Raw genomic sequence first — 22,490 nt, forward strand, 5'->3', positions numbered from 1 at the left:
TTTCATTGCAACTACAACAACGCAATCATGTCCATAACTACAACAACAAACACGACATCATCCACTCAGGCAACGTCCAAAACCAACCGGACAGTGCCCATCCCAGCGACGCTCGAAAGTATCAAGGGCTATCCAGACAAGCTCAAGATCTACTTGATGCCTGCCAGTTCGCACTGGCAGGTCAGATACTACGACGGCCTCAAGACCATCAAGCGCAGCGCCAAGACTTCAGACAAGCGCGAAGCCATCACGTTTGCCAAGACATTGTGCCAACAGGTCATGGCAGGACAATTCACGAGCGCATCGCCAGCACATCAGACCGGTTTCGAGTATTGGACGCAAAAGATGCTCGAATCGCAGCAAGGGCGCGTCGATCGCAGGGAGTTCTCGGACGATGCGCATCGCAACGACAAGTACATGCTCGAAGCGAAAATCTTTCCGGAGTTCCGCAGCCGCCCCATCAAAGACGTGACGTTCGAACTACTAGACCAGTTCGTAATCAAGCTGAGCGCTGAAAAGCTCGATCCCTCGACGATCCAACGTTACGTGGGCATCATCAATAAGGTGCTTCAGTACGCAGCAAATCGAGGAGCAATCGACACGCTGCCCCGCTTTCCGAAAATCAGCAAGCAAGACAAACCACGCGCTTGGTTTAACCAATCGCAATACGAAAAGCTGTACCGACGAGCGAAGGCCCTTATCGGCACAGAACACGAGATTTCGTCACCAAGCGGCAACGGCAGACAGGACGAAACCCGCAAGCTCAAAATCACGGCCGACCTGTACAACATGATCGTTTTCATGGTCAACAGCTTCATTCGGCCGACTGACCTGAAGAACATGCAGCACAAGCATGTCGAAATCATCCGTGACGAGCACACGTACCTGCGGCTATCACTGCCTGAGAGCAAGAAGCACAGCAAGCCTATCGCAACGATGGAACGTGCCGTTGACGTGTACGAGCGCCAACGCAAACTGTACGCGGCGGACGATCTGGCAAAGCCGGATGACTACGTGTTCATGCCCCAGTACTCGAATCGAGACACCGCGTTAAAGCGCCTGCAGCAGCAATTCAACTTCCTGCTGGACGACCTCGGCATGAAAACCGATGCTCGCGGCAACGAGCGTACGATCTACAGTTTGCGTCATACCTCCATCATGTATCGCTTGCTCAATGGGGAAGGCATCGACATGCTGACGCTGGCCCGTAATGCCCGTACATCCGTCGAAATGATCGAACGCTTCTATGCCAGCGAGCTTACCGGCGAAATGAATATCGACGTGATCCAGTCGCAGCGCAAACGCAAGAACAAGCGAGAGGCCGAAGCAGAAGCACCGGATGGGAAAGCAGCCGACACGTCGAAAGTGAAAAGCAAGGCGGGCACGACTCCGGTAAGTCCGTCTGCCATGCCTGGGACCGGTAGTGGAGTACTGAACCTTCCGGCCAGTTCTATTCCACCGCTGTCGCTGTCGTAACTGCTCTTCGCGTGGCCGGACTTTTCGTCAAATCCGGCCTTTCCTTGATGCCGCTGGATTTCCGGAAAATTGGGTATTCGGATTCCGTGCTTGAGCACTTCTTGTGCGATGCAGGAGTCGCCACGTAAAGCGATCGTTGATTCGAAGGCACAGAACGGCCACTTTGAGACGTTCGACTGCTTCGCGCAAACGGCTGCTCCCGGATTAAACTTGCCCCCTAACGTCGCGTTCGTGTATCCCGATTGCGCGCATACCATCGTGCCATCGGCCCGCGCCTTTTTCGCAACACGAACGCTATCTCACATCAACAAGTTTCGCGGCCAGGCAGCCACGCAGGCCACGATAGCGTTCGGCCACCAACGAGCTTTTCTTCCGGTCGAATCGTCCCTAATTTGCGCGTAACATAGGGACGCCGACCGGACCTCGACACCCGTTTTGGAGACGCCTACATGCGACTTGCTGACTTCATCTCGCGAGACATGGAGCCGATTCTGGCGCAATGGGAGGCGTTCGCCGCCACCCTTCTGCCGGCGGCGGCAAACATGGAATCGTTGGCGCTGCGCGACCACGCGCAGCAGATTCTTCTCGCCGTGGCAAAGGACTTGCAGACTTCGCAAACCAGGGAAGCACAACGCGAAAAATCAATGGGGCGAGGGCCCACTCTGATCGACGCCACCGAAACAGCCGCGCAAGCCCACGCCCTTCTGAGAGCGAGGGCCGGCTTCAACATCAACCAGCTTGCCGCCGAATATCGCGCACTGCGCGCAAGCGTGCTTCGCTTATGGATCGACCATTGCGAGCCGGAAGCGGCTGATCTGGACGACATCATTCGATTCAACGAAGCAATTGATCAGGTACTTGCCGAATCGGTCACATTTTTCAGTGCACAGATCGAGCAGAACCGTAACCTTCTGCTTGGCATGCTGGGGCACGACATGCGCAGCCCTCTGCAGGCGATTCAGGTGACCGCGTCGTGTCTGGCAGCACTGAACGCCGGGGAGCAAATATCGGAAGCCGCCGGCCGCCTGATACGTAGCGGGGCCCGAATGCAGGCGTTGCTTGACGATTTGAGCGATTTCAATCGGACCAGACTGGGCTTGGGCATCAACGTCATACCCACCAGTGTCAATCTCGCGGACGTGCTTGCCGACGAGCTGGACGAGTTGCGCGCGGTTCATCCTGACAGGCAGATTGAGCTGCACGTGAGTGGCAATTCACAGGGGGTCTGGGACGGCCACCGCCTGCAACAATTGATCGGAAATCTTGTACTCAATGCCATTAAGTACGGGGCACAAGACACTCCAGTGCACGTGACAGTGACTGGCGACGTAGCACTTGTTCGTATCGACGTCAGCAACCGCGGACCTGCGATCGATCGCGCCACGCTGGCGCGCATTTTTGATCCCTTGATGCGGGGTCCGGACCATCAGAGCAAAGACGACAGGGCGGATGGCCTCGGACTGGGACTCTATATTGCAAGCGAAATCGCCAAGGCCCACCACGGTGCGATCGAAGCGCGGTCCGGCGAGACAGAGACCTCCTTTTCAGTGTCACTCCCACGTGCGGACGACGCGGGACGAGGGGCTGGATAATTGACCCGATGAAAAGGCAATATCGACCTGAATCACTTGGCGGAGAGTCTTGAACGCTACCGTACAGACGTTCCCTCTGTGCCGTGAGACGCTGTCGCTTCCTACGTGCATCCGGCAATCGCGAGTCGCCCGAGCGGGTTTGCGGACCCGTTGCAGTTGGCAGAGCCCCCCCCGGTCCTTGTTAGGAGCGGGCGCCAAACACCACTGGATTTCTCGGGCTGACCGCGATCCGGAAGTCAAAAGAGGAAGCATCATGTCGGCGCAGAGAATCTCCTACCGGCGGTATCTGGATATTTCCTGTAAGCGTCGCTCAGCCGTGAGCGATCGAGATATGAACCGCCCTCGCCGGCGAGCCGCCATCGCTTTTTCAGACAACGTTCCGCTGACCCACGGCCATTTCGACCTGTCGCAGAGCAGGGTCGAAATTTTGTTGACGATTGCGCACGAGCTGTTCAATCGTTTGACCCCACTGCGACTCGCGGTTCAAACCCTCCGCACGGCATCTCCGGATCAGCCAGAGATACTCGGGGCGATTGACACGATTGACCGGGAGATTACCAGGATCGCGAGCCTAGCAGAGGATTTGATGGGCCACGTCTTTTCAGGCGAAAGGTTTGCCGACGTAAACGCACCACGCCAGGGCTGACGGTCGGGGCAATGCGCAGCGACATTCTTGCCGTTTGTTCGACGCGCTCACACGGCTTCGTTACGTGATCCTGTCAAGACGACGCCTACGCATGCCGTGCGGTGCGGATCAGATGCCTGGGAGCGAAACACATGACGAACGAACATCGTGCCAAAGAGAATCACTTGCTCAGTGTTCTTCCGGACGCAGAATGGGCGCGTCTGGCAGCGCACCTGGTCCCTGTCAATATGCCCCTGGGGCAGGTTGTGTATGAGTCTGACGCAAACGTGGAGAACGTCTATTTTCCGAGGACGGCAGTTGTATCGATGCTGCACCTGATGCATGACGGAACGCCCGCAGAAATTGCGATCGTGGGTAACGAAGGACTCGTTGGGATCGCGCTTTTTATGGGTGGAGAGACGATGCCAAACAGGGCCATCGTGCAAAGCGCCGGGCAGGCATATCGCCTGGATGCCCGAATCCTGAAGGAGGAATTCGACAGAGCTGGTCCGGTGCAGCGGCTATTGCTACGCTATACCCAGGCATTGATCACGCAGATGGCCCAGACGGTCGTTTGCAACCAGCATCACTCGATGGACCAGCAAATGTGCAGATGGCTGCTGCTCAGTGTCGACCGCCTACCGCTGGACGAACAGAAAATGACGGTTGAACTGATTGCGAACATGCTTGGGATCCCAAGGGCCGGCATGACCGAAGTGGCAATGAAGCTGCAGGATGCCGGGTTGGTACGATGCAGCGGTAATCATGTTGAGGTGCTGGATCGGCCGGGACTCGAAAAGCGCGCGTGCGAATGCTATGGCGTGGTGAAACGGGAGTTCGACCGACTGTTGCCCGATATACAGGCGATATAAAGGTTCTGGCCTGGTTCGCCTGATGTTGGCGTTACTCGCTGCGGTCTGTCGCTGGGCGCGGATCGTTCGAGCGAGTATCCAGAGTGGCCGAGCCGCAGAGCGTCGCATTTTGATCTGCGAGCGTCTCATACTAGCGTGAGATCGGACGACCGTGACGGTAGGCTGGCTGAAGTGGGTCGATAGTTGCCCGATACTCCACACATGCCCATGATGTTCGCTTCTCGCAACGCAACATGCTTGTGAACATCAACCGCTGAATCCGGATACCCGGAAAATAGCAGCGTAGCTAACATTTCCCCTACGGCAAACCAGACGTGCAGCCATGCGCTTGGCCGGTCTGTTCGATACCTGCGCAACTCTGCATTCAAGCAACCCGCCAGAACGCCGTTAATCACATGCAGTCGGTTCGACCGACGACCATCTGAATGCGCATACATCACTTCTGGCGTTCTTCCTTGCCCCAACATCCACCCAACACATTAAATGGCATCCAACACGTCAACAGATAATCGCGAATCACACAACGAATCGGCATGCGAGGCAATGGCCTTCCAAGTGCTCAATCAACTGTCGGAGATGTACGAAAGCCTCGGCATCGATAAGACTGCTGCGGATTTCAAGCCGGACATCATCGATCAGCTCGTGGCAGCGGAAGCCGACCCGAACGACATTGAAGACGGCTTTGCCGACCGCGATGTCAGCAACCTAGACATGATGCACCTCTCGTGTGCGTATGCTCTTGGCGCGCTCGCGTCATTGGCCGAGGCAAACCGCGAAAATTCCTGGCTTGGGATCGCTCACGCACAGTATTGGATGGGCGTTGCATTTGGCATCGGATTCATGAAAGCCTTTCGCAAGCAAGCACTGTCTGAACGAGGCTCGGCAGGTGGACTTGCTCGTAGCGCCAAGTTCGAGCCGTTAAGGCAGCATGCCCGAAAACTTGCTTCGGAGGGCAACTACAACTCCAGGCTCCATGCTGCCATGAAGTTGGAAAAGGAAGTTATCGCCGAAGCGAAGCGCTTGGAGATTGAGGTAAAGAGCGAGACGCTCTACCGCAGAATCTATGACTGGCTGAAGGGCATGACCTTCAAACGCCATCAAGGCAAGAAAAATTAGCCACTTGCTTGCCAAACGGAAGCGAACTTTTACCGTTTGGCAAGTACGCGGATATCATCGAAAACCGCTCCGCAATAAAGTAGAACCGTCGATTCACTGATCGGCAAATTCCTCAACTTTACAGGAGCATTTTCATGAGCGACACGACGCAACAGACCGAAATCATCCGCCTCGCGGAGTATCAATCGCCGGTACCTCTGGCGCAAACGATCACGGCACTCGAGACCCGATTCACGGGCGCGCACAACGCATTGCACGAAACCCTCCGCGACATCTACGGCACCCACCTTGCCTACATCGTGAACGCGGCGCCAGAAGAACGCGAAAAGAATCGCGCAATTCTGGACGAGGCGTGCAAAGCTAAGCAAATCGGTACGAACGACCAGACTACCGACCTGCACAAACTCGTCAAGCTGGTTGTCACCGTGAGCCCGCAACTCACGTCCGGATACGTGCATGTCTTCTCTGTCGCGCAAGCACTGAAAAAGACCCCGGGTGAATTCCTCAAGTGGCTCAAGGAAGCAGGTGGCATCGAAGCCGTGCGCAAGAAGTTTCTCGCGGACGGGGAGATTAACCTCAAGTACGTCTCCGGCTCGAAGCGCGAAAAGAACCGCTCGGACAAGGTTGCCAGCGCCCGTGATGCCCTGCAAGCGACACGTTGCATTATCGACGCGCCTGCACTCGCGGACGCGGATCTTGATCCAGTGGAGAAGCCGACTGAGTACGTCGCCATCGTTGTGCGTAACCCGGACGGCAGCATCGATATCAAGGGGTTCGTCTCCAGCAAGAGCCTGATCGATTCCGCATACTTGGAGCATGCCGCCGAACAGACTCAAAAGACTACGTCCGATACCAGCGGAACACCCGCTGCAACGGTAGCACAGGCTGTCACCCAACCTCCGGCCAAGGTGCCCGCCGAAGACCTCACAACCATCGCGGACGCACTGATCGCTGTTTAATCCATCCGGTGGTCAGGATGACCTTGACCACCATTTACATAGGAATACGAAATATGAATCTCAACACCATGATCTATCCGTCTGCTTCCGCAGAATCCACAATCCGTATGCTCATCACACCCGGGCACTCATTTCCGGGCACGAAGCGGAACGGCATCATCCTCCACGGCCCGTTCGGTACAGGGAAGTCGAGCTGCGCAAAGCTCCTGCCTGCTGACATCGAAGCCAAATACTCGACGCAGAAGCCGAACGTGCGTCACGAAAACTGTATGGCCGGAAACAACGGCGTCGGCCTGATCGAGTCCATCGATAAACAGAGCAAAGGCTACCCTCTAAGCGGGAGCTTTCACTACGTCATTCTTGACGAGGCCGACAATCTGACAGCGGACGCGATGAAACAGCTTAAATGCGTCATGAATTCGGTTGACGCAAACGGCCTGTTTACTACGGCCTTCATCATGACGACAAATCACCTCAACCGTATTGACGCGGGCGTAAGATCGAGAAGCCACTGCATTCCGTTCGCGCCGGAAAGCACGGACGTCTGGATTCCACTTGTCCGAAATCTGCTCGACGAACACGGCGTACCGAATGTCAGCAGAATCACCGACAGCTACATTCGAACCAATGTCATCGCCAAGGGCAACGATCCCCGCTCCATTCTCGCAAACAGCGAGATCGTAGCGATACAGCTAAAAGCCGCGATTGTCCAACGTCAAGCGCAAGTGCAGGCTCCCGCGCCCAGGACGCCGTAAGCCAGTACCAGGCCTGTCCCGGCATTACTTTGATTGGACAGGCCTGTACGCCCAGCGATAGGTTTGACCTAGCACATGGATCAAGCGACGATCCGCCTGAGTCCACCGCATCAACCTTTTCTTGATGATCCAGTAACCCCTCGCTACCCTCCTTATATCGATGCGTCATGCATCTGGCATCGTTGAAGTCAACGCAGATATAAGATCAACATCCACAGCTTGGAGTTACATGTTCGCGATCACACGCTTTCACAATTTCATGTCGCTGTACCAAGGCCGGTATGCAACCGCCCTCGCGAAAACGCTCAATACTTCCGTATTCGCGGCGAAGGCGCTGGACATCGGGCTTTCCACTGGCGAAATCTCGCTCGACAAGTTGCACCCGCTGCTCGGGTGCAGTCGCGGTCAGGCAGTCGGCGCTGCGTTCGACCTACACGAGCAAGGTCTAGCCGAGGACATCGAGTCCACGAAAAATCGGAACGGCGAGTATTTCCTCGTTCCCATCGATCAGCGATGCCAAGCCGCTCGGCTATATCGTGCCAAACTGGAGAAACTCAGCCGAGATATGGGCCTGTACGATGTCCTTGAGAAAGCGTTGCCATCCTTGCAGGTGATTTTCATGGAAGCGCTAACTGCAATGGAGGCCAAACGTATCGGGCATTGACACCCGGCTCACCAACGCGAGCGCTCAACGTTCAAGGCGGAAGCTATTCCGAGCCGTCGCTCGTAGGTCACACGCCGCCGATCGTATAGGGCAGTAGTCGGCCAGGGCGCGACCTTCCTCGGATGCGGCGTCCGGACGTTCACATGACCGCTCCAGAACAGCAAGCGGTCATACATCCCGGACGATATCACTCACCAGAGCCTCCGCCGTTCTTCCCCTCCGGACCCATTCCGTCGCCCACTCTCGGACGGCCCCCATCCCGCTCATCGTTCGGGTCGATGCCCTTCGCCAGCAGCGCGTCCATATTTTCAATCTGGCGATGCGCACCTTCGATCGAGTCAGTCGGAAACGTCCCACAGCTATAGCGACGCTCCTTACCAGCCCACCTCCCCTCTGTGTGTGGAGAGACGTAAGAAATAGACATCCGCGCAGTTGCTCGGTCGCCCAGCAGGACTCGCCGCTCAAACTCAAGACCGAACTTGTCGAGAAGGTGATTGGCCCCTTTCTGATCGGCCAACCAGTCGTAAATGTCCGAGTCGGAATAGAGAATCGTTCCGCGTTTTCGCTCTGCCATAAACCAAAATCTCCTTATTACAAAGAAACTCCAGATTGATCGCAAGTCGTCAGGATTCCCCCACACCAACTGCGAGCAGGGTGGAGGGGAATTATCCTATCGATTTACAGATTTGTAACTTAAGTGCAACTCTATCGCGCGCACATCTTCCAGCGCTACCGCGTCCACCGCGCCTCCGCCAGTTCCGCGCCGAAGATGCGATTGAAGTTCGCAGACACGACCACGCGCGCTCGATCACCAAGCCGGCACACGCGCATGTCGCCGTTCACGGGGTTTTGCTGGCGTCTCCGAAAACGACTTCGAACACCGGCTCCAGATCGTCTCCGTGCACCAGTACACAAACTCGCGACTGTCATCACTGGTCGGCGTCTTGCCTTCACAACTCCCGATGCGTCGCGGAAAGTGCTGACGCCGGATTTCAAGCGCTCGCGTTTCGGACCCTAATAGACCTTTCGGTTATCATTTGTGGCTGCCCGGGCCGTGGCGGCGTTGATCCAAAAATCAAAAAAAAGGGTGAGATTGTGAGAGCAGTCGTTATTAGCGCGTTAAACATTGTGATGCCGGTGCCGCATAGTCCTGAACGCTACGTTGAAATGTTCAGGAAGGCATACCGAACCAAGCGGGTGGTCAAAATCCGCGGCCAGTTTGCTGGAATATTGGGGGCCTTCGACGGTCGAGAGGAAGACGGCTTCTACTACGGGGAAGTTTACAAATTTTACGATTTGAAGCTTACGGGCAAGTGGCTGAACATGCTCCAGCAAGCGCCAGCGGAAGAGCAGGATCTGGCGGACCTCAAGGTCCCGGAACATTTGAAGCCCGGATTGGAGGCATTCCCGTTCCTTTTTCATGCGCCAACGCACAGGCTGTTTTTCATTAGTCGCGAGACCAATGAACACCTTGGGCCGGTCGACGCGGGAAGATATTTTCGGGAGCTGTTGAATCAGCCTCGACTCGTCGACCAGTACGGGCAAGTAAACGTTACGGTCATACCCGATGCCGATTCACTTGAACGGATCCTTGGTCTGCCGGATCTCAGAAAGTTGCACATCGTCATCACCCCGCCGAACCCTGATGACTGGCACGATCTTGAGCAGGAAATCAGAGACCGTTTGGCGGAGCAAAATGCGGCCACAATGGTAACGGTCCTCGTTGCAGAAAAAGGTGAATCTCTTGTTCCGAATGGTCCGACGCGCATGCTCTCCGAAGTAGCGCAAAGCAATGGCTACGTCGAGGCCAGGGGAGCCGTCGAAGGCGGGAAGGTTTCGACATTTTCGACAAAGCAACATCCCATGCTCGCCCCGTCGCAGTACGATCCGGACGTAGAAACAGTTCGGACGGCTCTGCTAAACGTTGCGGAGACACATCTCGCCCGAATTAGACGACCACGGCCGGCCAACAGAGACTAACTGATGCTACGTGATCTCAAGAGATCGTATAGCGGCGTCGCAGAGATATTCGCGCGGTATTGGACCGCATACGGAGGGGCAAAGGCTGTATTTTTGTCCCCGTATCTGCACGCGTCGATGGTTCTGACCGCCCTGCTCGGCCATCTATGGGTGGATGCTGCCTGGTGGGGAGACGCAATTGCCTCTTTGCCAACCATGATCGGGTTTGCGATCGGGGCGTATGCGATCGTGCTCGGATTTGGCGACGAGAAGTTCCGCTCGTTGCTTACGCAACGGAGGGATGGGAAAACAAGTCCGTATGTGACGATCAGCGCTTCCCTAGCCCATTTTATAGTCGTACAGTTGGTCGCGTTAATCGCAGCCTTGATCGGAAAGGGACTGGATTTTGGCCTGCGCGAGGACCAAGGAGTCGGAGCACTAGTATTTCGTGCGGTAGGTAGCGTCGACTTCGTTCATGAATGGATCGCGCCGATCGGAAATTTCTTGGGGTTTGCGCTATTCATCTATGCCATCCTTACTGCGCTCGCGACCGCGATGGCAATATTCAGACTGACGACGCTGCTTGAGAGAGAAGCGCCTGCCAGGGGTAGCGCGCGTGAGCGTCCAGCGAATGCGGCGAACGAACCTACAAAGAATGACCAGAAGTGATCAATGCAAGACCAGCACGGTTTGATGCGAGCTTGCACACCCCCAACTTCGTTGCAATCGCGCCGCCGCAAGCTGACGTCGAAATACAGAGCTGGTCGGGAACGTGCTGTTCGGGATCGAGGTTTCAGACGGATCGAATCAGCCAGTCCGACCAGCAATCACACGAGGTCCACGGCTTTGCGCTGCATCTCGTCATTGACGTCGATATATGCTTGCGTAGTCGAGATGTTGCGGTGCCCGGCGAGCGACATGAGCACGCGAACACCTACGCCTTTGTTCGCCAGATTCGTGATGAACGAGCGCCGACCTGAATGGCTGCTCGCGCCTTCGATACCTGCTTCCTTGTAGAGCCAGTAGAAGTACTGGCACAGCGTGTTGGCCGTGAAACCGGCCCGCTTCTGTGTATAGAACAACGGCCTGTCTGGCTGTTTCTTCTTCAAGCTCGCAACATACGCGGCAAGTTCGCGCCGCAGCTTTTGCCCGAGAAATACCGTGCGTGCATGACGGCCCTTGGTCTGCTCAGGAGCAAGTCGAATTTCCGACTTGATCGAGCCATCCGCGTTGACCACGTCCCCAACAAGCAATGCAGCTACTTCTCCGACCCGCATACCGGCCCAATGCGTCAGTAGCAACATAGCCCGGTTACGTAGCGCATGCCTACGTAGCGAGATATAGGTCAGTACCTGCTTGAGTTCCTTTTCAGTGAATGTCTTGGCCTGCTTCATGTGTTTCCTCTAAACAAATGAATTCCTTGTTCCAGAGGATGTATTATTTAGTTATACGAATCAATAGAAGAATGACGCGTTGTAGGTATCAGAAGAAACGAACACCTGCGTGAAGAACAAAGGTTTTTGCTATTTGCTTTGGTTTCGTGTTGCGGTCGCGCCGAACGCATTGGTTAAACCAATCGACGAGGTATCAGTGATGGCGTATTAGTGACTTTCCGTTCCGCCATGTGTTCCGCGTTCGTATGCAGATCACCTGTCTTCTATATCTGGACCGTCATCCGTTCCTTGTCTAACTTCCCGTCAGTCGTTGGTTCCTCGTCAGCTACCGTAACTTCTTCGAGGTATTTCTTCACGAAATCTATAGCCATAGGAATTCATTAAAGAGCATTGCGTGGTGCTCTTCGAAGTGAAAGCTGCGAGGACGATTACGTCAGCAACGCAGCATGGACTACTTGGTGGGGTCTTGCTTTATTGTTATCGGCTATCAGGAACGTACACATTCCCGTAGTCAACGCTGTCGGCGTTGCCCATGCCGACTTCCTTCGTGATGTAGTTGAGCCAGTCATCGCCGTACATTATCTGCACGTCGATCTGCTCGTTACCGAAGCTGGTTTTCCGCCATGCGTTACGTATTGCCTCGACTATCTCCTCATGGCTCTTTTCCTCACGGAAGTTTCCCATGACGCAGTGGTAATGCAGGTTCTTTCCGGTCGCCACACCTTCCAGCACAGGAATCACGTAGTGGCACTTCGGCCCATTCCCGTACATGCTTCGATTCAGGCGACTCATGAAGTGTCGGAAGTTTTTTCGCGCTTCCTCAGCAGTCAACGTTTGGACTGTCTGCCCTTTGTCCGTTCCGACGATTCGATACTGTTTCATCGTGAGCGTAACGGCATGCGTCATCCACGATCGGTAGCCAAGCATCCAGTCGCGTGTCGCTGTCTTTATATCTGTATTTTTCGTCATAGCCGTATTTATGCCGGCCACGGCGTAACCTGACGGTTAGTGTCACAATCCTATTGATTTCATTGGCAAGCGGCTACATCCTGGATTGCACCAAATAACTCAGGAGTCCAATATGAGCACGCTTACTAGCCTGAAACTCGTCGCCGCAAAGCGTCCCGGCTCGCTGCCGCAGATCGTGCAGCGTCGTAACCGTCTGATCTCGAAAATCTGGGAACAGACAGAACTCGCCAAGGCTCAGCAAGCTGGCACGGCGTTTCGGCCGACTCTGTTCCGTTCGGTGAAGGACGCAGAAACCGGCGGGCGCCGTAACGTGGAAGTGCAGAAGCGTGTGCGTGCTTGGTGGTGGACTGCCGAAAACGGCAAAGTCTGCATGCACGTCCGCTACGGAACGAAAACTCTCGAACTGGCAAAGGGCAAGACGGCCATCGAGATCGGTACGCTCGATGACCTGATCCCGACACTTGAAATGCTCAAGGTCGCAGTCGCAGCCGGCGAACTCGACGCTCAAATCGAAGCCGTCAGCGGTCAGATGCGTACGGGCTTCGTTGGCAAATGAATGCGCTGGGGACTGCTTGACCCGGCAGTCCTTGTTCGCAAATCGGCGCGAATACTTCGTTCCCAAACCGGTTCCAGTTGTATTGCTTATCAGTGCACATCTGTGCTTGCATTACATACTGGGCGGGCGCAACGCTATAGGAGCCGAATGTGGTTGGAGGCTTCTTGAAAAAAATGGCGGCCTCCATGGCCATCCTCACTTGCCGAAAAATTCAGAAAATTGTTTGAAAGACGGGCATTTCCTCCGAACAGAACCGACGTCGAGCCTTTCGGCAATCAATTTGTTATGTACGCTGTTGACATATGCCGTGGTCTTGTTCGATAGGAGCCACACCTTGTCACGGATATATTCTTTCGGCGAGGGAATCGTCTCGGGATGGTGGACCGCTTTCAGTTCCTTTTGCAGATTCAGCGCTGACGTGATCGCGGAAACATCGCTCAGTAACCACGCCTCCAGTTCTTCCGCGGGTATTACAACAGCTTGCGTAGAAGCTGTGCTCTTTTCCAGGATTGCCTCTAGGGTCGTTCTAAGCGCTTTCGCATCGTTACGATCCAAATCATGAACGAGCAAAATTTTTGTGCATCCCTTATGCGCCAGATCTTTGCACCACCCTGGGGTCTTCTTCTTGAGTGGTCCGCAACCTTTGCCTGTGAAGTGCGCAGTCGAAACGGGCTTGCCCGTGATTTTTCTGGCTAACAATTTCAGCACTTCGACGTCGCTCGGATCCTCGGCGATAATGCCAATCTTCGCCGGCATTATGATAGCCCTCCGCTGCGCCAATATTCCCCGAGCGAACCCGTTTCCGCGAGATAGGTATGAAGGGCACGCTTGGCATCCTTCGTCAGCCAATTGTCAAGTTGCTTTACTTGGGTGCCGTTGCGCGCCATTTCGACTACGAAAATATTCTCTGTTTCGAGTTGATCGACGAGCAGATCGGAGTGCGTCGAAATGAAGGTTTGCTTGGTTTTTGAGTAGGCTTTTAGAGTGTCGACAACGCGTGAGAGGAGGCCGTGATGCACGCAGACCTCTGGCTCTTCGACCATGAGCAACCGGCTTGAATCAGTAATTATATAAAAAGCAAGCGCCAGCGTTTTAAACGTTCCCTCAGAGAGCTGGTTGAACGTGATGTAAGAAGATCCAATCTGTACTTTTGGAATTACAAGTGTCTTCCGCTTCCTGACCTTCTTTACCCCGCCTCCACTGCGAACTTCCGCCGTAGAAGAACTGAGCTCGATCTCTTTCCACGTGATGCGGCTAAGGAGTCCAAGTTGTTGGCGCGAGACAAACCTACAATAAGCATCATACAGTGCTTCGTTTAGCACCTTTAGCCGGTACAGATCGTAGATGAAACGCAAATGAGGTGCCGACGAACCGTACGAGTCTGCTAGACGGCCGTCCTCATCAACTTCGAAGCTGCTCGGACATCGAACAGGATCAGTGAAGCGCGAGGCACTATAGTAGGTGATCCCTGCGCGAAAATCGGCGATCGACGAAACTGCGTCGACGATTGTTGGGTCCCGCATCAAATCGATTCCCGACCGATCGATATCCATTTTGCTGACCTGGCCAAACCGAGCTTCGCCGTTGAACAAGAAAAAATCTTCTTGATAATATTGCGCCTTTGCGCTATCGCGGAAAAATTCGATCGGTGGTAAGTTTCGCCACGATTTTGAACCAGTGATACTCTGAAGATTCCAAGCTTCCGAAACCGCAACGAGTTCGTCCCGACGTGTGGATTCCATAATGCTGAAGCGCATCCTTAATCCAATTCGCTTATCGTTTCCGCCAAGCCTGAACCAAGCAGTAACTTCCGAGTCCGCCCCCTTTCCAAGCTGTTCAAGTGCTCTCTTATTGAATCGCCCCTGCTTGCTGTTCAACAAGCGAACGGCTTGCAAAATGTTAGTTTTCCCTGCTCCATTGACCCCGATAAGGGCCGATAGGTCCTTATCGGGCGCAAAGCTGGTCGATAGGCAAGATCTGTAACCCTTGATTTCAAGTTGCTCAAGGCGGACATCTTCCGCTGTTCCGTTTGGCGCCATTCTTATCGCTCGTTTTGATACTAGGAGGAGTAAAGCACCCGACCGTAGCAAAGGTTGGCAGCATTATGCCGCATGGTCAGGACTGTTCTTCTTCGATAGGTCTCTGCGTATGTCGGTGCCCGCGCGACTACTACCTCTCTGGTTGACGGCAAATGCAGCGAGCTTCTTTAGCACGATGTGAAGCGACGAGGCCTCGGCAACGCATCGGGTCGACTACACAATAAGCCGTGGGGAGACAATTGCCCTCGGCTCTACCTCGATCGCGTATTCCAGCCGCATAAATACTTGCACAACCGAGGAGACTTATTACCGTGAGATACGAAGAAATCCTGACCCGCTCCGATCTGCGTGAAGTCAAAGACCTTGAGACGCAGCGTATCGACGCGCAAAAGCTAGCGGCCAAGCGCCAGACGGTCGCCGCCAAGCGCGCCGACATCCAACATAAGATGCAGAAGCTGCAAAAGCAGCTTGCTGATCTCAACGCAAAACCGATCTAGGGGCAGCGAGCGGACGGCAGCAAAAGAAGGGCCTGATCACTCGTCATTCGTGTGTACTGTGTAAACACCGGGCGCTCACCAGCTTGAAGTGACTGCTGCTGCTTGACTTGATAATGTTTAGTTATGTAGATTGCTGACTTTAGTACTTTGTGTAGTACTTGATGGAAAAATCTTTTAAAAACAATGCCAATCCTGATGTTCCGCATTCTTCGGGACGTAGAGGCCGGAGGTTCGAATCCTCTCACCCCGACCAGATTTGCCTTGTTAGTTCAAGGCTCGAAAAACCGCCCAGCTTGCTCGGCGGTTTTTTTGTTTTTGGGTCACGTACGGCGTGTTCGCCGAGTGTCGTTCGCCACACGCGCCTTGCGCCGCGGCTGCCGTCCGCCCCTGTCTTTTGCCGCCGTGCCAAACGGCGCGCGCAAGCCCCTCTGCTATATTCTCTTCATCCTTTCCCCTATCCTTCACGACGCGTGGAACAACTTCCCTTATGGGCGCAGATCGGCGCCGTCTTTCTGCTGCTTGTCTGCTCGAGCTTTTTTTCCATTTCCGAAACGGCGATGATGGCGATCAACCGCCATCGCCTGAAACATCTTGCCAACCAGAACGCGCTCGGCGCGAAGACCACGCAGGGTCTACTGGCGCACACCGATCAACTGCTGAGCGTCGTGCTGATCGGCAACAATCTGTTCAACACGATCATTCCGGTGCTCACCACCTCGATCGCGCTGCACACGTTCGGCCGTAACAATCTGGTGCTGTCGATCGCGACCGGTATCGTCGCGTTTCTGATCATCGTGTTCGCGGAGATTACGCCGAAGATCGTCGGCGCGACGTTCCCGGAAAAGATCGCGCTGCCCGCAAGCCTGCTGATCGCGCCGATGATGCGCGTCGCCAAACCGCTCGTCTGGTTTGTCAATCTGTTCGCGAACGCCATCTTGCGCGTGCTGCACATCAATACGAAAGGCGCGCACGACCAGCGCCTGTCGACCGAAGAGCTGCGCACCATCGTGCTCGAGTCCGGCAGCTTCATGCCGACCAAACACCGCAGCATTCTGCTGAACCTGTTCGACCTCGAAAACATTTCCGTCGACGACGTGATGATCCCGCGCCGCCGCATCGAGGCGCTCGATTTCGACGCGCCGTTCGAACAGATCCTGCATCAACTCGAAACCTGCTATCACAACAAGCTGATCGTCTATCAAGGCGACATCGACCGGGTGCTCGGCGTGCTGCACGTACGCAAAACGCTGGCCGCGCTACACAACCAGGAACTCGAACGCGAGACGCTGCGTGAGTTGCTCGCCGAGCCGTACTTCGTCCCGAGCGGCACACCGGTGTTCCAGCAGTTGCAATTCTTCCAGGAGAGCCGTCACCGCACGGCGCTGGTCGTCAACGAATACGGCGAGTTGCAGGGGCTCGTCACGCCGGAAGACATCATCGAGGAACTGATCGGCGAATTCACCACGTCGATTCCGCGCGGCGCCAATTCGCGCGGCGGCTGGAACGAGAACGGCGAATGCATCGTGGCCGGCAGCATGCCGCTGCGCGAACTGAACCGCTGGCTGCATCTCACGCTACCCACCGATGGGCCGAAAACGCTCAACGGCCTGATCCTCGAAATTCTCGAAGACATTCCCGACGGCGACGTGTGCGTGCAGATCGGCGAAGTCAAACTCGAGGTGATGCGCAGCGATGATCAGGCGATTCGTACGGTCAAGCTGTTCAGACCGCCGACGCGCGCGAAGGCCAGCAAGGTATTGCGCGGCTAGGCCAGTAGACGTAACCGCGCGACGCGGCCGAACACCACAGTCAGGCACGACACGCAGCAGCATCCCACACAGGCGCCGCGCGCGCCATTAGCCGAACGGCTGAGTAGCGGCGCCCGCCGCCTTACCGGAAGATGAAGCCGTCGTGTTCTACAGGCGGCTCATCACCGGTCTCTCATGCAAGCTTCTTTTCAACCCGCGGCGGCATCGCCGCGTCCCATCGCAAACGCCCACGAAAGCGCAGTCAAGGCGAAACCGAAGGCATTCTCACCCGACCTCAGCGCATCAAGCCTCACCGATCCAGACAACGCTCCCGCCGTACGTCTGTTGACCGACACATTGCAGGAAGCAACCCGCCGCAACGCGTCAGACCTTCACATCGAGCCGGCGGAACACGGCTGGCGCGTGCGCTTACGAATCGACCGCGTACTGCACGAAATCCTGCCGCCGCCCGCGCATCTGCGTGATGCATTCATCACTCGTGTGAAGGTGCTCGCTCGCATGGATATCGCGGAGCGTCGCGTGCCGCAAGACGGCCGGCTTCGTATTTCGACTTCGCCCGGACGCGTCGAAGACTATCGCGTCAACTCGCTGCCGACGCTATTCGGCGAGAAACTCGTGCTGCGCAGACTCGACGCGCTGCCCGCCGATCTCTCACTCGACTTGCTCGGCCTCGATCTGCGCCAACGCGAGACAATGGACGCAGCGATTCGCGCGCCGCACGGCCTCGTGCTCGTCACCGGTCCCACTGGAAGCGGCAAGACGTTGTCGCTGTATTGTTTCCTGAACCTGCTCAACGGCGAAACGCGCAATCTCTGTTCAGTGGAAGATCCCGCGGAGATCCAGTTGGCCGGCATCAATCAGGTCAGCGTGCGCGAGAAAGCCGGGCTCACTTTCGCGGTCGCGTTGCGCGCATTTCTCCGTCAGGACCCCGATGTGATCATGGTCGGTGAAATCCGTGACGAAGAGACCGCCGACGTCGCCGTAAAAGCCGCCCAAACTGGCCACCTCGTCCTGTCGACCCTGCATACGAACGACGCGCCGGCAGCCGTCGCGCGCCTGATCGACATCGGCGTCGAGCCGTATAACCTCGCGGCCGCGTTGCGGATGGTGACCGCACAACGGCTGGTGCGACGGCTGTGCGTCGCGTGCCGCGTGCCGGCGCCGCAGTCGGTCGCGGCGCTGCGAGCGGCGGGTTTCAGCGAGCATCAACTCGACGGCTGGCAACCTTACGCCGCGGCCGGATGCACTGCGTGTCACGGCATCGGTTATCGGGGCCGCGTCGGAGTTCATCAGGTGATGCCCGTGTCTGATGCGATGCGAGAGTTGATCGTCGCAAGCGCCGGCACGCATGAACTCGCGCGGCTCGCGCAAACCGAACAGGTGGGCACCTTGCGCGACGCGGCATTGGCTCGTGTGCGCGATGGCACCACCAGTCTCGCTGAAGCGCTCGCCGCCACTGAGGTCGCATGAACACGGCCACGACCCAACGGGCTCTGGCCTCCGACATGCGTTTCAAATGGCGCGGTGTCGATGCCGACGGCGTGCGGAAAAACGGCGCGCTCATCGCACCGGATGCGGCCGTCGCGCGCTCAGTGCTCAAGCGCGACAATCTGTTCATCGTCGAACTCACGGCGCACGGACCGGCACCGCGTCCGACCGCACGCGCCGCGGACATCACGCTATTCACCCGGCAGCTCGCCAGCCTGCTGCGCGCCGGCCTGCCGCTCGCGCCCGCGCTGGACCTGCTCGCGCAAGCGCAGGCTTCACGCCGCCAGGGCATGCCGCGGATCGTCGGCGCCCTCGCGCGCGACATCACTGGCGGACTGCGATTCTCGGCAGCATTGCAGCGACATCCCGGCCAATTCAACGCGCTCTACTGCCAGCTCGTCGAAGTCGGCGAAGCAGCCGGCGCGCTCGCGGCCGTCCTCGCCCGCATCGCCGATGATCGCGAACGCGCCGCCGCGCAGCGCGCCAAGGTGCGCGCGGCGCTGACCTATCCCGTCGCGATTCTCGTGCTGGCAATGTCGATCACCGCGGCATTGCTCGTGTGGGTCGTGCCGACTTTCAAACAGATCTTCGACGGCTTCGGCGCCAGACTGCCCGCACCGACGCAGTTCGTGCTGGCGTTGTCGTCCGGCGTGGCGCGATGGAGCGTACCGGCATTCGCAATGATCTTCGCAACTGGTTCGGCAGCGACGTTTCTACTGCGACGTTCCGAAGCCGCGCGCATCCGTTTTGCGCGCATATCGCTGACAATACCGGTCGCCGGTCCGCTGCTGCGCACGTTGTGCGCGGCGCGCTGGAGCCGTGCGCTCGGCACTTTGTTATCAGCCGGCACACCGCTGGCCGACGCGTTCGATTCGCTGACTCACGCCACCGGCAACGCCTTCTTCGACCGCGCCACCGTGGATATCGCCGCGCGGCTGCGGCGTGGCGAGCGACTCGCCGCCGCGATGCGCGCGGCACACTGCTTTCCGCCCGAGGTCGTGCAGCCGATCGCGGTTGCCGAGGAGTCCGGAGCACTCGACACCATGCTGATCGACGTGGCGTCGCTCGCTGATCGTCAGGTAGACGAAAAGATCGGCATGCTGTCGAGCCTGTGCGAGCCGCTCGTCATCATTGTGCTCGGTGCGCTGGTCGGCGGCCTCGTGATCGCGATGTATCTTCCCATTATTCAACTCGGCAACGTGGTGTAGGATCGCAGCCGAATCCATCCTTAATCTATGCGGGCCACTCTTCCACTCGTGCCAGACACTTCTTCCAGCCTGCTGTCGGGCTTGCTGCCCGGCCATTTCGCGACCGGTCTCGGCGAGGCGTTCGGCAGCTTGCCCGCCGCCCTGCAGATGACGTTTGCCATTGTGTTCGGCCTCGTGATCGGCAGCTTCCTGAACGTGGTCGTGCATCGGCTGCCGATCATGCTCGAGCGCGCATGGCGCGCGGAAGTCAGCGAGACCGCCGACGAACCGCTGGAAGAAGACGGCCTGCCGGCACGCTACAACCTGTGGGTGCCGCGCAGCGCGTGTCCTCACTGCGGCCATCCGTTGAGCGCGTGGGAGAATCTCCCAGTGCTGAGCTATGTGCTACTGCGCGGGCGCTGCTCCGCATGCAAGGCGCATGTGAGCCTGCGCTATCCGCTGCTCGAAATCGCCAGTGCCGCATTCGCGGCAGGCTCTCTCGCGCTGTTCGGCCCGACCTTCACGGCGCTCGCCGCCTTCGGACTGTGCGCCGCGCTGCTCGCGATGAGCGCGATCGACATCGATACGCATCTGCTGCCCGACTCGATGACGCTGCCGTTGCTGTGGGCGGGCATCATCGTCAACTTCAACGGCATGTTCACGAATCTGCACGACGCGGTGCTCGGCGCGATCTTCGGCTATCTGGTGCTGTGGGTCGTGCACTGGTTATTTCTCCTCGTACGCGGCGTCGAAGGCATGGGTTATGGCGATTTCAAACTGCTGGCGGCGCTCGGCGCGTGGCTCGGCTGGGCGGCGCTGCCGCAGATCGTGCTGATCGCAGCGGTCGCCGGCGCGGTCGTCGGTCTACTGGCAACATGGCGCGGCCGCATCCGCTTTGAAGAGCCGCTGCCGTTCGGGCCGTTTCTCGCGGCAGGCGGCGCATTGACGCTGTTTCTCGGCACACCGCTTTATCTGGCACTGGGAGGTTGAAGCATGTTTGCTGTGGGATTGACCGGCGGCATCGGCAGCGGCAAATCGACTGTCGCCGACCTGTTTGCCGCGCACGGCGTGCCGCTCGTCGACACCGACCTGATCGCGCATCGCATCACCGCGCCACACGGCATCGCCATGCCGCAGATCGCCGTCGAGTTCGGCGCAGCGTTCGTCGCCCCTGACGGCTCACTCGACCGCGCCCGCATGCGTTCGCTCGTATTCAGCGACGACGGCGCGCGCAAACGCCTCGAGGGCATCACGCATCCATTGATCCGCGCGGAAACCGAACGCGAGCAGCGCGAGGCTCAAGGGCCGTACGTGATCGTGGTGGTGCCGCTGCTGGTCGAATCGGGCAAGTGGAAGACGCGCGTGAATCGCGTGCTGACGGTGGACTGCAGCGTCGAAACGCAGATCTCGCGCGTGATGAGCCGCAACAATTTCAGTCGCGAACAGGTGCTGGCGATCATCGCCCGTCAGGCCACGCGCGAAGCGCGCCTGGCCGCGGCCGACGACGTGATCGACAACGGCAACGCGCCACTCGACGCGCTAAAAGCGCAAGTCGACGCGCAGCATCGTGTGTATCTGTCGCTTGCCGGCGCATGACGGCGACGTGACACTTCGGGAAATCCCGGTTGAACTTCGCAGCGATGCGCATGCCAAAAGCGCGTTGGAAACCGCCCGAAACACGTGAAAAAAGTTGCGAATGCGCGCTGAAAAAGTGCGTGATTGCTAGGGTAGTCCCACGGCATTAGAATGTTCTGCATTCCCGTCACCGACCACGCCCGAGGCGAGCCCGCTTGATCCTTTACGAGTATCCCTTCAACGAGCGAATCCGGACGCTATTGCGCCTCGAAGATCTGTTCGAGCGCTTCACGTTCTTTCTGACTCAGGAAGACGCCAGGGAACATCACGTCGCACTGACAACGTTGTTCGAAATCTCAGAGGTTGCGGGCCGCGCGGATCTGAAGTCGGATCTGATGAAAGAACTCGAACGCCAACGGCAAACGCTGGCGCCGTTTCGCGGCAATCCGGGAATCGAACAGAATGCGCTTGAGGCCGTACTCGGCGAGATCGAGCAAACTCTCGCGGGCCTTTCGCAGATGCAGGGCAAGACCGGCCAGCATCTTGCAGACAACGAATGGCTCGCCAGCATCCGCAGCCGCGCGATCATTCCAGGCGGCACCTGCAAGTTCGATTTGCCGTCCTACTACGCGTGGCAGCAGATTCATCCCGATCAGCGCCGTCAGGACATCGCCAAGTGGGTGACGCCGCTGCTGCCGCTGCGTGACGCGGCCATCATCGTCCTGCGGCTCGCGCGTGAATCCGGCCAGGCGTCCAAGGTCATGGCCATGCAGGGCAGCTATCAGCAAATGCTGTCCGGCCGTTCGTATCAATTGATGCAGGTACGGGTGGCACCGGAATTGCGCGTGATCCCCGAAGCCAGTGCGAACAAGTACATGCTGTGGGTGCGCTTCACCGTGCAGGACGGCGATCTGCGTCCGCGTGCGGTCGACGTCGATGTACCTTTCCAGCTCACGCTTTGCAGCCTGTAAAACACGCTCGCAAGCCTGTCACGTTCA

At 57.3% G+C, this 22,490-nt stretch carries 23 protein-coding genes; 18 read left to right on the plus strand and 5 right to left on the minus strand.

Annotation, left to right across the window (positions count from 1 at the left end; translation table 11 throughout):
* Positions 1–27: 27 nt before the first annotated feature.
* The 8 genes from PQR32_RS25170 (at position 28) to PQR32_RS25205 (ending at position 8,059) form a co-directional block, all read left to right on the plus strand.
* Positions 28–1,476, plus strand: coding sequence for a site-specific integrase (locus PQR32_RS25170; RefSeq protein ID WP_408233101.1), 1,449 nt, complete (start codon positions 28–30; stop codon positions 1,474–1,476).
* Positions 1,477–1,925: 449 nt separating this feature from the next.
* Positions 1,926–3,068 carry an ATP-binding protein gene (locus PQR32_RS25175; RefSeq protein WP_408233104.1) on the plus strand — a complete coding sequence of 381 codons (1,143 nt, stop codon included), beginning with the start codon at positions 1,926–1,928 and terminating at the stop codon, positions 3,066–3,068.
* 253 nt (positions 3,069–3,321) lie between these two features.
* The gene (locus PQR32_RS25180; RefSeq protein ID WP_408233107.1) at positions 3,322–3,714 is read left to right on the plus strand and encodes a hypothetical protein; all 393 of its coding nucleotides are present in this window, start codon (positions 3,322–3,324) and stop codon (positions 3,712–3,714) included.
* 131 nt (positions 3,715–3,845) lie between these two features.
* Positions 3,846–4,565: a Crp/Fnr family transcriptional regulator gene (locus PQR32_RS25185; protein WP_408233110.1), complete on the plus strand. Its 720-nt coding sequence runs from the start codon at positions 3,846–3,848 to the stop codon at positions 4,563–4,565.
* Positions 4,566–5,048: 483 nt separating this feature from the next.
* Complete coding sequence (locus PQR32_RS25190) at positions 5,049–5,681, plus strand: hypothetical protein (RefSeq protein WP_408233113.1); 633 nt, start codon at positions 5,049–5,051, stop codon at positions 5,679–5,681.
* Positions 5,682–5,815: 134 nt separating this feature from the next.
* Positions 5,816–6,640, plus strand: coding sequence for a hypothetical protein (locus PQR32_RS25195; protein WP_408233115.1), 825 nt, complete (start codon positions 5,816–5,818; stop codon positions 6,638–6,640).
* A gap of 53 nt (positions 6,641–6,693) precedes the next feature.
* On the plus strand, positions 6,694–7,395 hold the full coding sequence (locus PQR32_RS25200; RefSeq protein ID WP_408233118.1) for an AAA family ATPase: 702 nt from the start codon (positions 6,694–6,696) through the stop codon (positions 7,393–7,395).
* A gap of 229 nt (positions 7,396–7,624) precedes the next feature.
* On the plus strand, positions 7,625–8,059 hold the full coding sequence (locus PQR32_RS25205; protein WP_408233121.1) for a hypothetical protein: 435 nt from the start codon (positions 7,625–7,627) through the stop codon (positions 8,057–8,059).
* Between the two features lie 187 nt (positions 8,060–8,246).
* Here PQR32_RS25205 and PQR32_RS25210 read toward each other — a convergent pair whose 3' ends face one another.
* The gene (locus tag PQR32_RS25210) at positions 8,247–8,633 is read right to left on the minus strand and encodes an integrase arm-type DNA-binding domain-containing protein (protein WP_408233124.1); all 387 of its coding nucleotides are present in this window, start codon (positions 8,631–8,633) and stop codon (positions 8,247–8,249) included.
* Between the two features lie 521 nt (positions 8,634–9,154).
* Here PQR32_RS25210 and PQR32_RS25215 point away from each other — a divergent pair.
* Both PQR32_RS25215 and PQR32_RS25220 read left to right on the plus strand, forming a co-directional pair.
* The gene (locus PQR32_RS25215) at positions 9,155–10,039 is read left to right on the plus strand and encodes a DUF4747 family protein (RefSeq protein WP_408233127.1); all 885 of its coding nucleotides are present in this window, start codon (positions 9,155–9,157) and stop codon (positions 10,037–10,039) included.
* A 117-nt stretch (positions 10,040–10,156) separates the two neighbouring features.
* Positions 10,157–10,687: a hypothetical protein gene (locus PQR32_RS25220; protein ID WP_408233130.1), complete on the plus strand. Its 531-nt coding sequence runs from the start codon at positions 10,157–10,159 to the stop codon at positions 10,685–10,687.
* Between the two features lie 158 nt (positions 10,688–10,845).
* On the opposite strand, the gene PQR32_RS25225 is transcribed toward PQR32_RS25220, so the two are convergent.
* Positions 10,846–11,412, minus strand: coding sequence for a tyrosine-type recombinase/integrase (locus PQR32_RS25225; RefSeq protein WP_408233133.1), 567 nt, complete (start codon positions 11,410–11,412; stop codon positions 10,846–10,848).
* A gap of 477 nt (positions 11,413–11,889) precedes the next feature.
* The gene (locus PQR32_RS25230) at positions 11,890–12,381 is read right to left on the minus strand and encodes a rolling circle replication-associated protein (protein ID WP_408233136.1); all 492 of its coding nucleotides are present in this window, start codon (positions 12,379–12,381) and stop codon (positions 11,890–11,892) included.
* A gap of 112 nt (positions 12,382–12,493) precedes the next feature.
* On the opposite strand from PQR32_RS25230, the gene PQR32_RS25235 reads away from it, so the two are divergent.
* The gene (locus tag PQR32_RS25235; protein WP_408233138.1) at positions 12,494–12,937 is read left to right on the plus strand and encodes a DUF6641 family protein; all 444 of its coding nucleotides are present in this window, start codon (positions 12,494–12,496) and stop codon (positions 12,935–12,937) included.
* Positions 12,938–13,132: 195 nt separating this feature from the next.
* On the opposite strand, the gene PQR32_RS25240 is transcribed toward PQR32_RS25235, so the two are convergent.
* Positions 13,133–13,693, minus strand: coding sequence for a DUF4276 family protein (locus tag PQR32_RS25240; protein ID WP_408233141.1), 561 nt, complete (start codon positions 13,691–13,693; stop codon positions 13,133–13,135).
* Complete coding sequence (locus PQR32_RS25245; protein ID WP_408233144.1) at positions 13,693–14,976, minus strand: AAA family ATPase; 1,284 nt, start codon at positions 14,974–14,976, stop codon at positions 13,693–13,695. The genes PQR32_RS25240 and PQR32_RS25245 overlap by 1 nt, the downstream gene beginning before the upstream one ends.
* A gap of 311 nt (positions 14,977–15,287) precedes the next feature.
* On the opposite strand from PQR32_RS25245, the gene PQR32_RS25250 reads away from it, so the two are divergent.
* The 7 genes from PQR32_RS25250 to zapD all read left to right on the plus strand — a co-directional run bounded on the left by PQR32_RS25250 (position 15,288) and on the right by zapD (position 22,463).
* A complete protein-coding gene (locus PQR32_RS25250) occupies positions 15,288–15,473 on the plus strand; it encodes a hypothetical protein (protein ID WP_408233147.1) in 186 nt (61 codons plus the stop codon).
* Between the two features lie 470 nt (positions 15,474–15,943).
* A complete protein-coding gene (locus PQR32_RS25255) occupies positions 15,944–17,242 on the plus strand; it encodes an HlyC/CorC family transporter (RefSeq protein ID WP_408233150.1) in 1,299 nt (432 codons plus the stop codon).
* A gap of 174 nt (positions 17,243–17,416) precedes the next feature.
* The gene (locus PQR32_RS25260; protein WP_408233153.1) at positions 17,417–18,712 is read left to right on the plus strand and encodes a GspE/PulE family protein; all 1,296 of its coding nucleotides are present in this window, start codon (positions 17,417–17,419) and stop codon (positions 18,710–18,712) included.
* Entirely contained in the window at positions 18,709–19,938 is a 1,230-nt protein-coding gene (locus tag PQR32_RS25265; protein WP_408233156.1) for a type II secretion system F family protein, read from the plus strand. Before PQR32_RS25260 ends, PQR32_RS25265 begins: the two co-directional genes overlap by 4 nt.
* A 27-nt stretch (positions 19,939–19,965) precedes the next feature.
* A complete protein-coding gene (locus PQR32_RS25270; protein WP_408233159.1) occupies positions 19,966–20,907 on the plus strand; it encodes a prepilin peptidase in 942 nt (313 codons plus the stop codon).
* Between the two features lie 3 nt (positions 20,908–20,910).
* Complete coding sequence (coaE, locus tag PQR32_RS25275) at positions 20,911–21,513, plus strand: dephospho-CoA kinase (RefSeq protein WP_408233162.1); 603 nt, start codon at positions 20,911–20,913, stop codon at positions 21,511–21,513.
* 194 nt (positions 21,514–21,707) lie between these two features.
* On the plus strand, positions 21,708–22,463 hold the full coding sequence (zapD, locus tag PQR32_RS25280) for a cell division protein ZapD (RefSeq protein WP_106285174.1): 756 nt from the start codon (positions 21,708–21,710) through the stop codon (positions 22,461–22,463).
* The last annotated feature ends 27 nt before the right edge of the window (positions 22,464–22,490 follow it).

The sequence above is a fragment of the Paraburkholderia dipogonis genome, from assembly GCF_046027395.1.
Taxonomy (GTDB): domain Bacteria; phylum Pseudomonadota; class Gammaproteobacteria; order Burkholderiales; family Burkholderiaceae; genus Paraburkholderia; species Paraburkholderia dipogonis_A.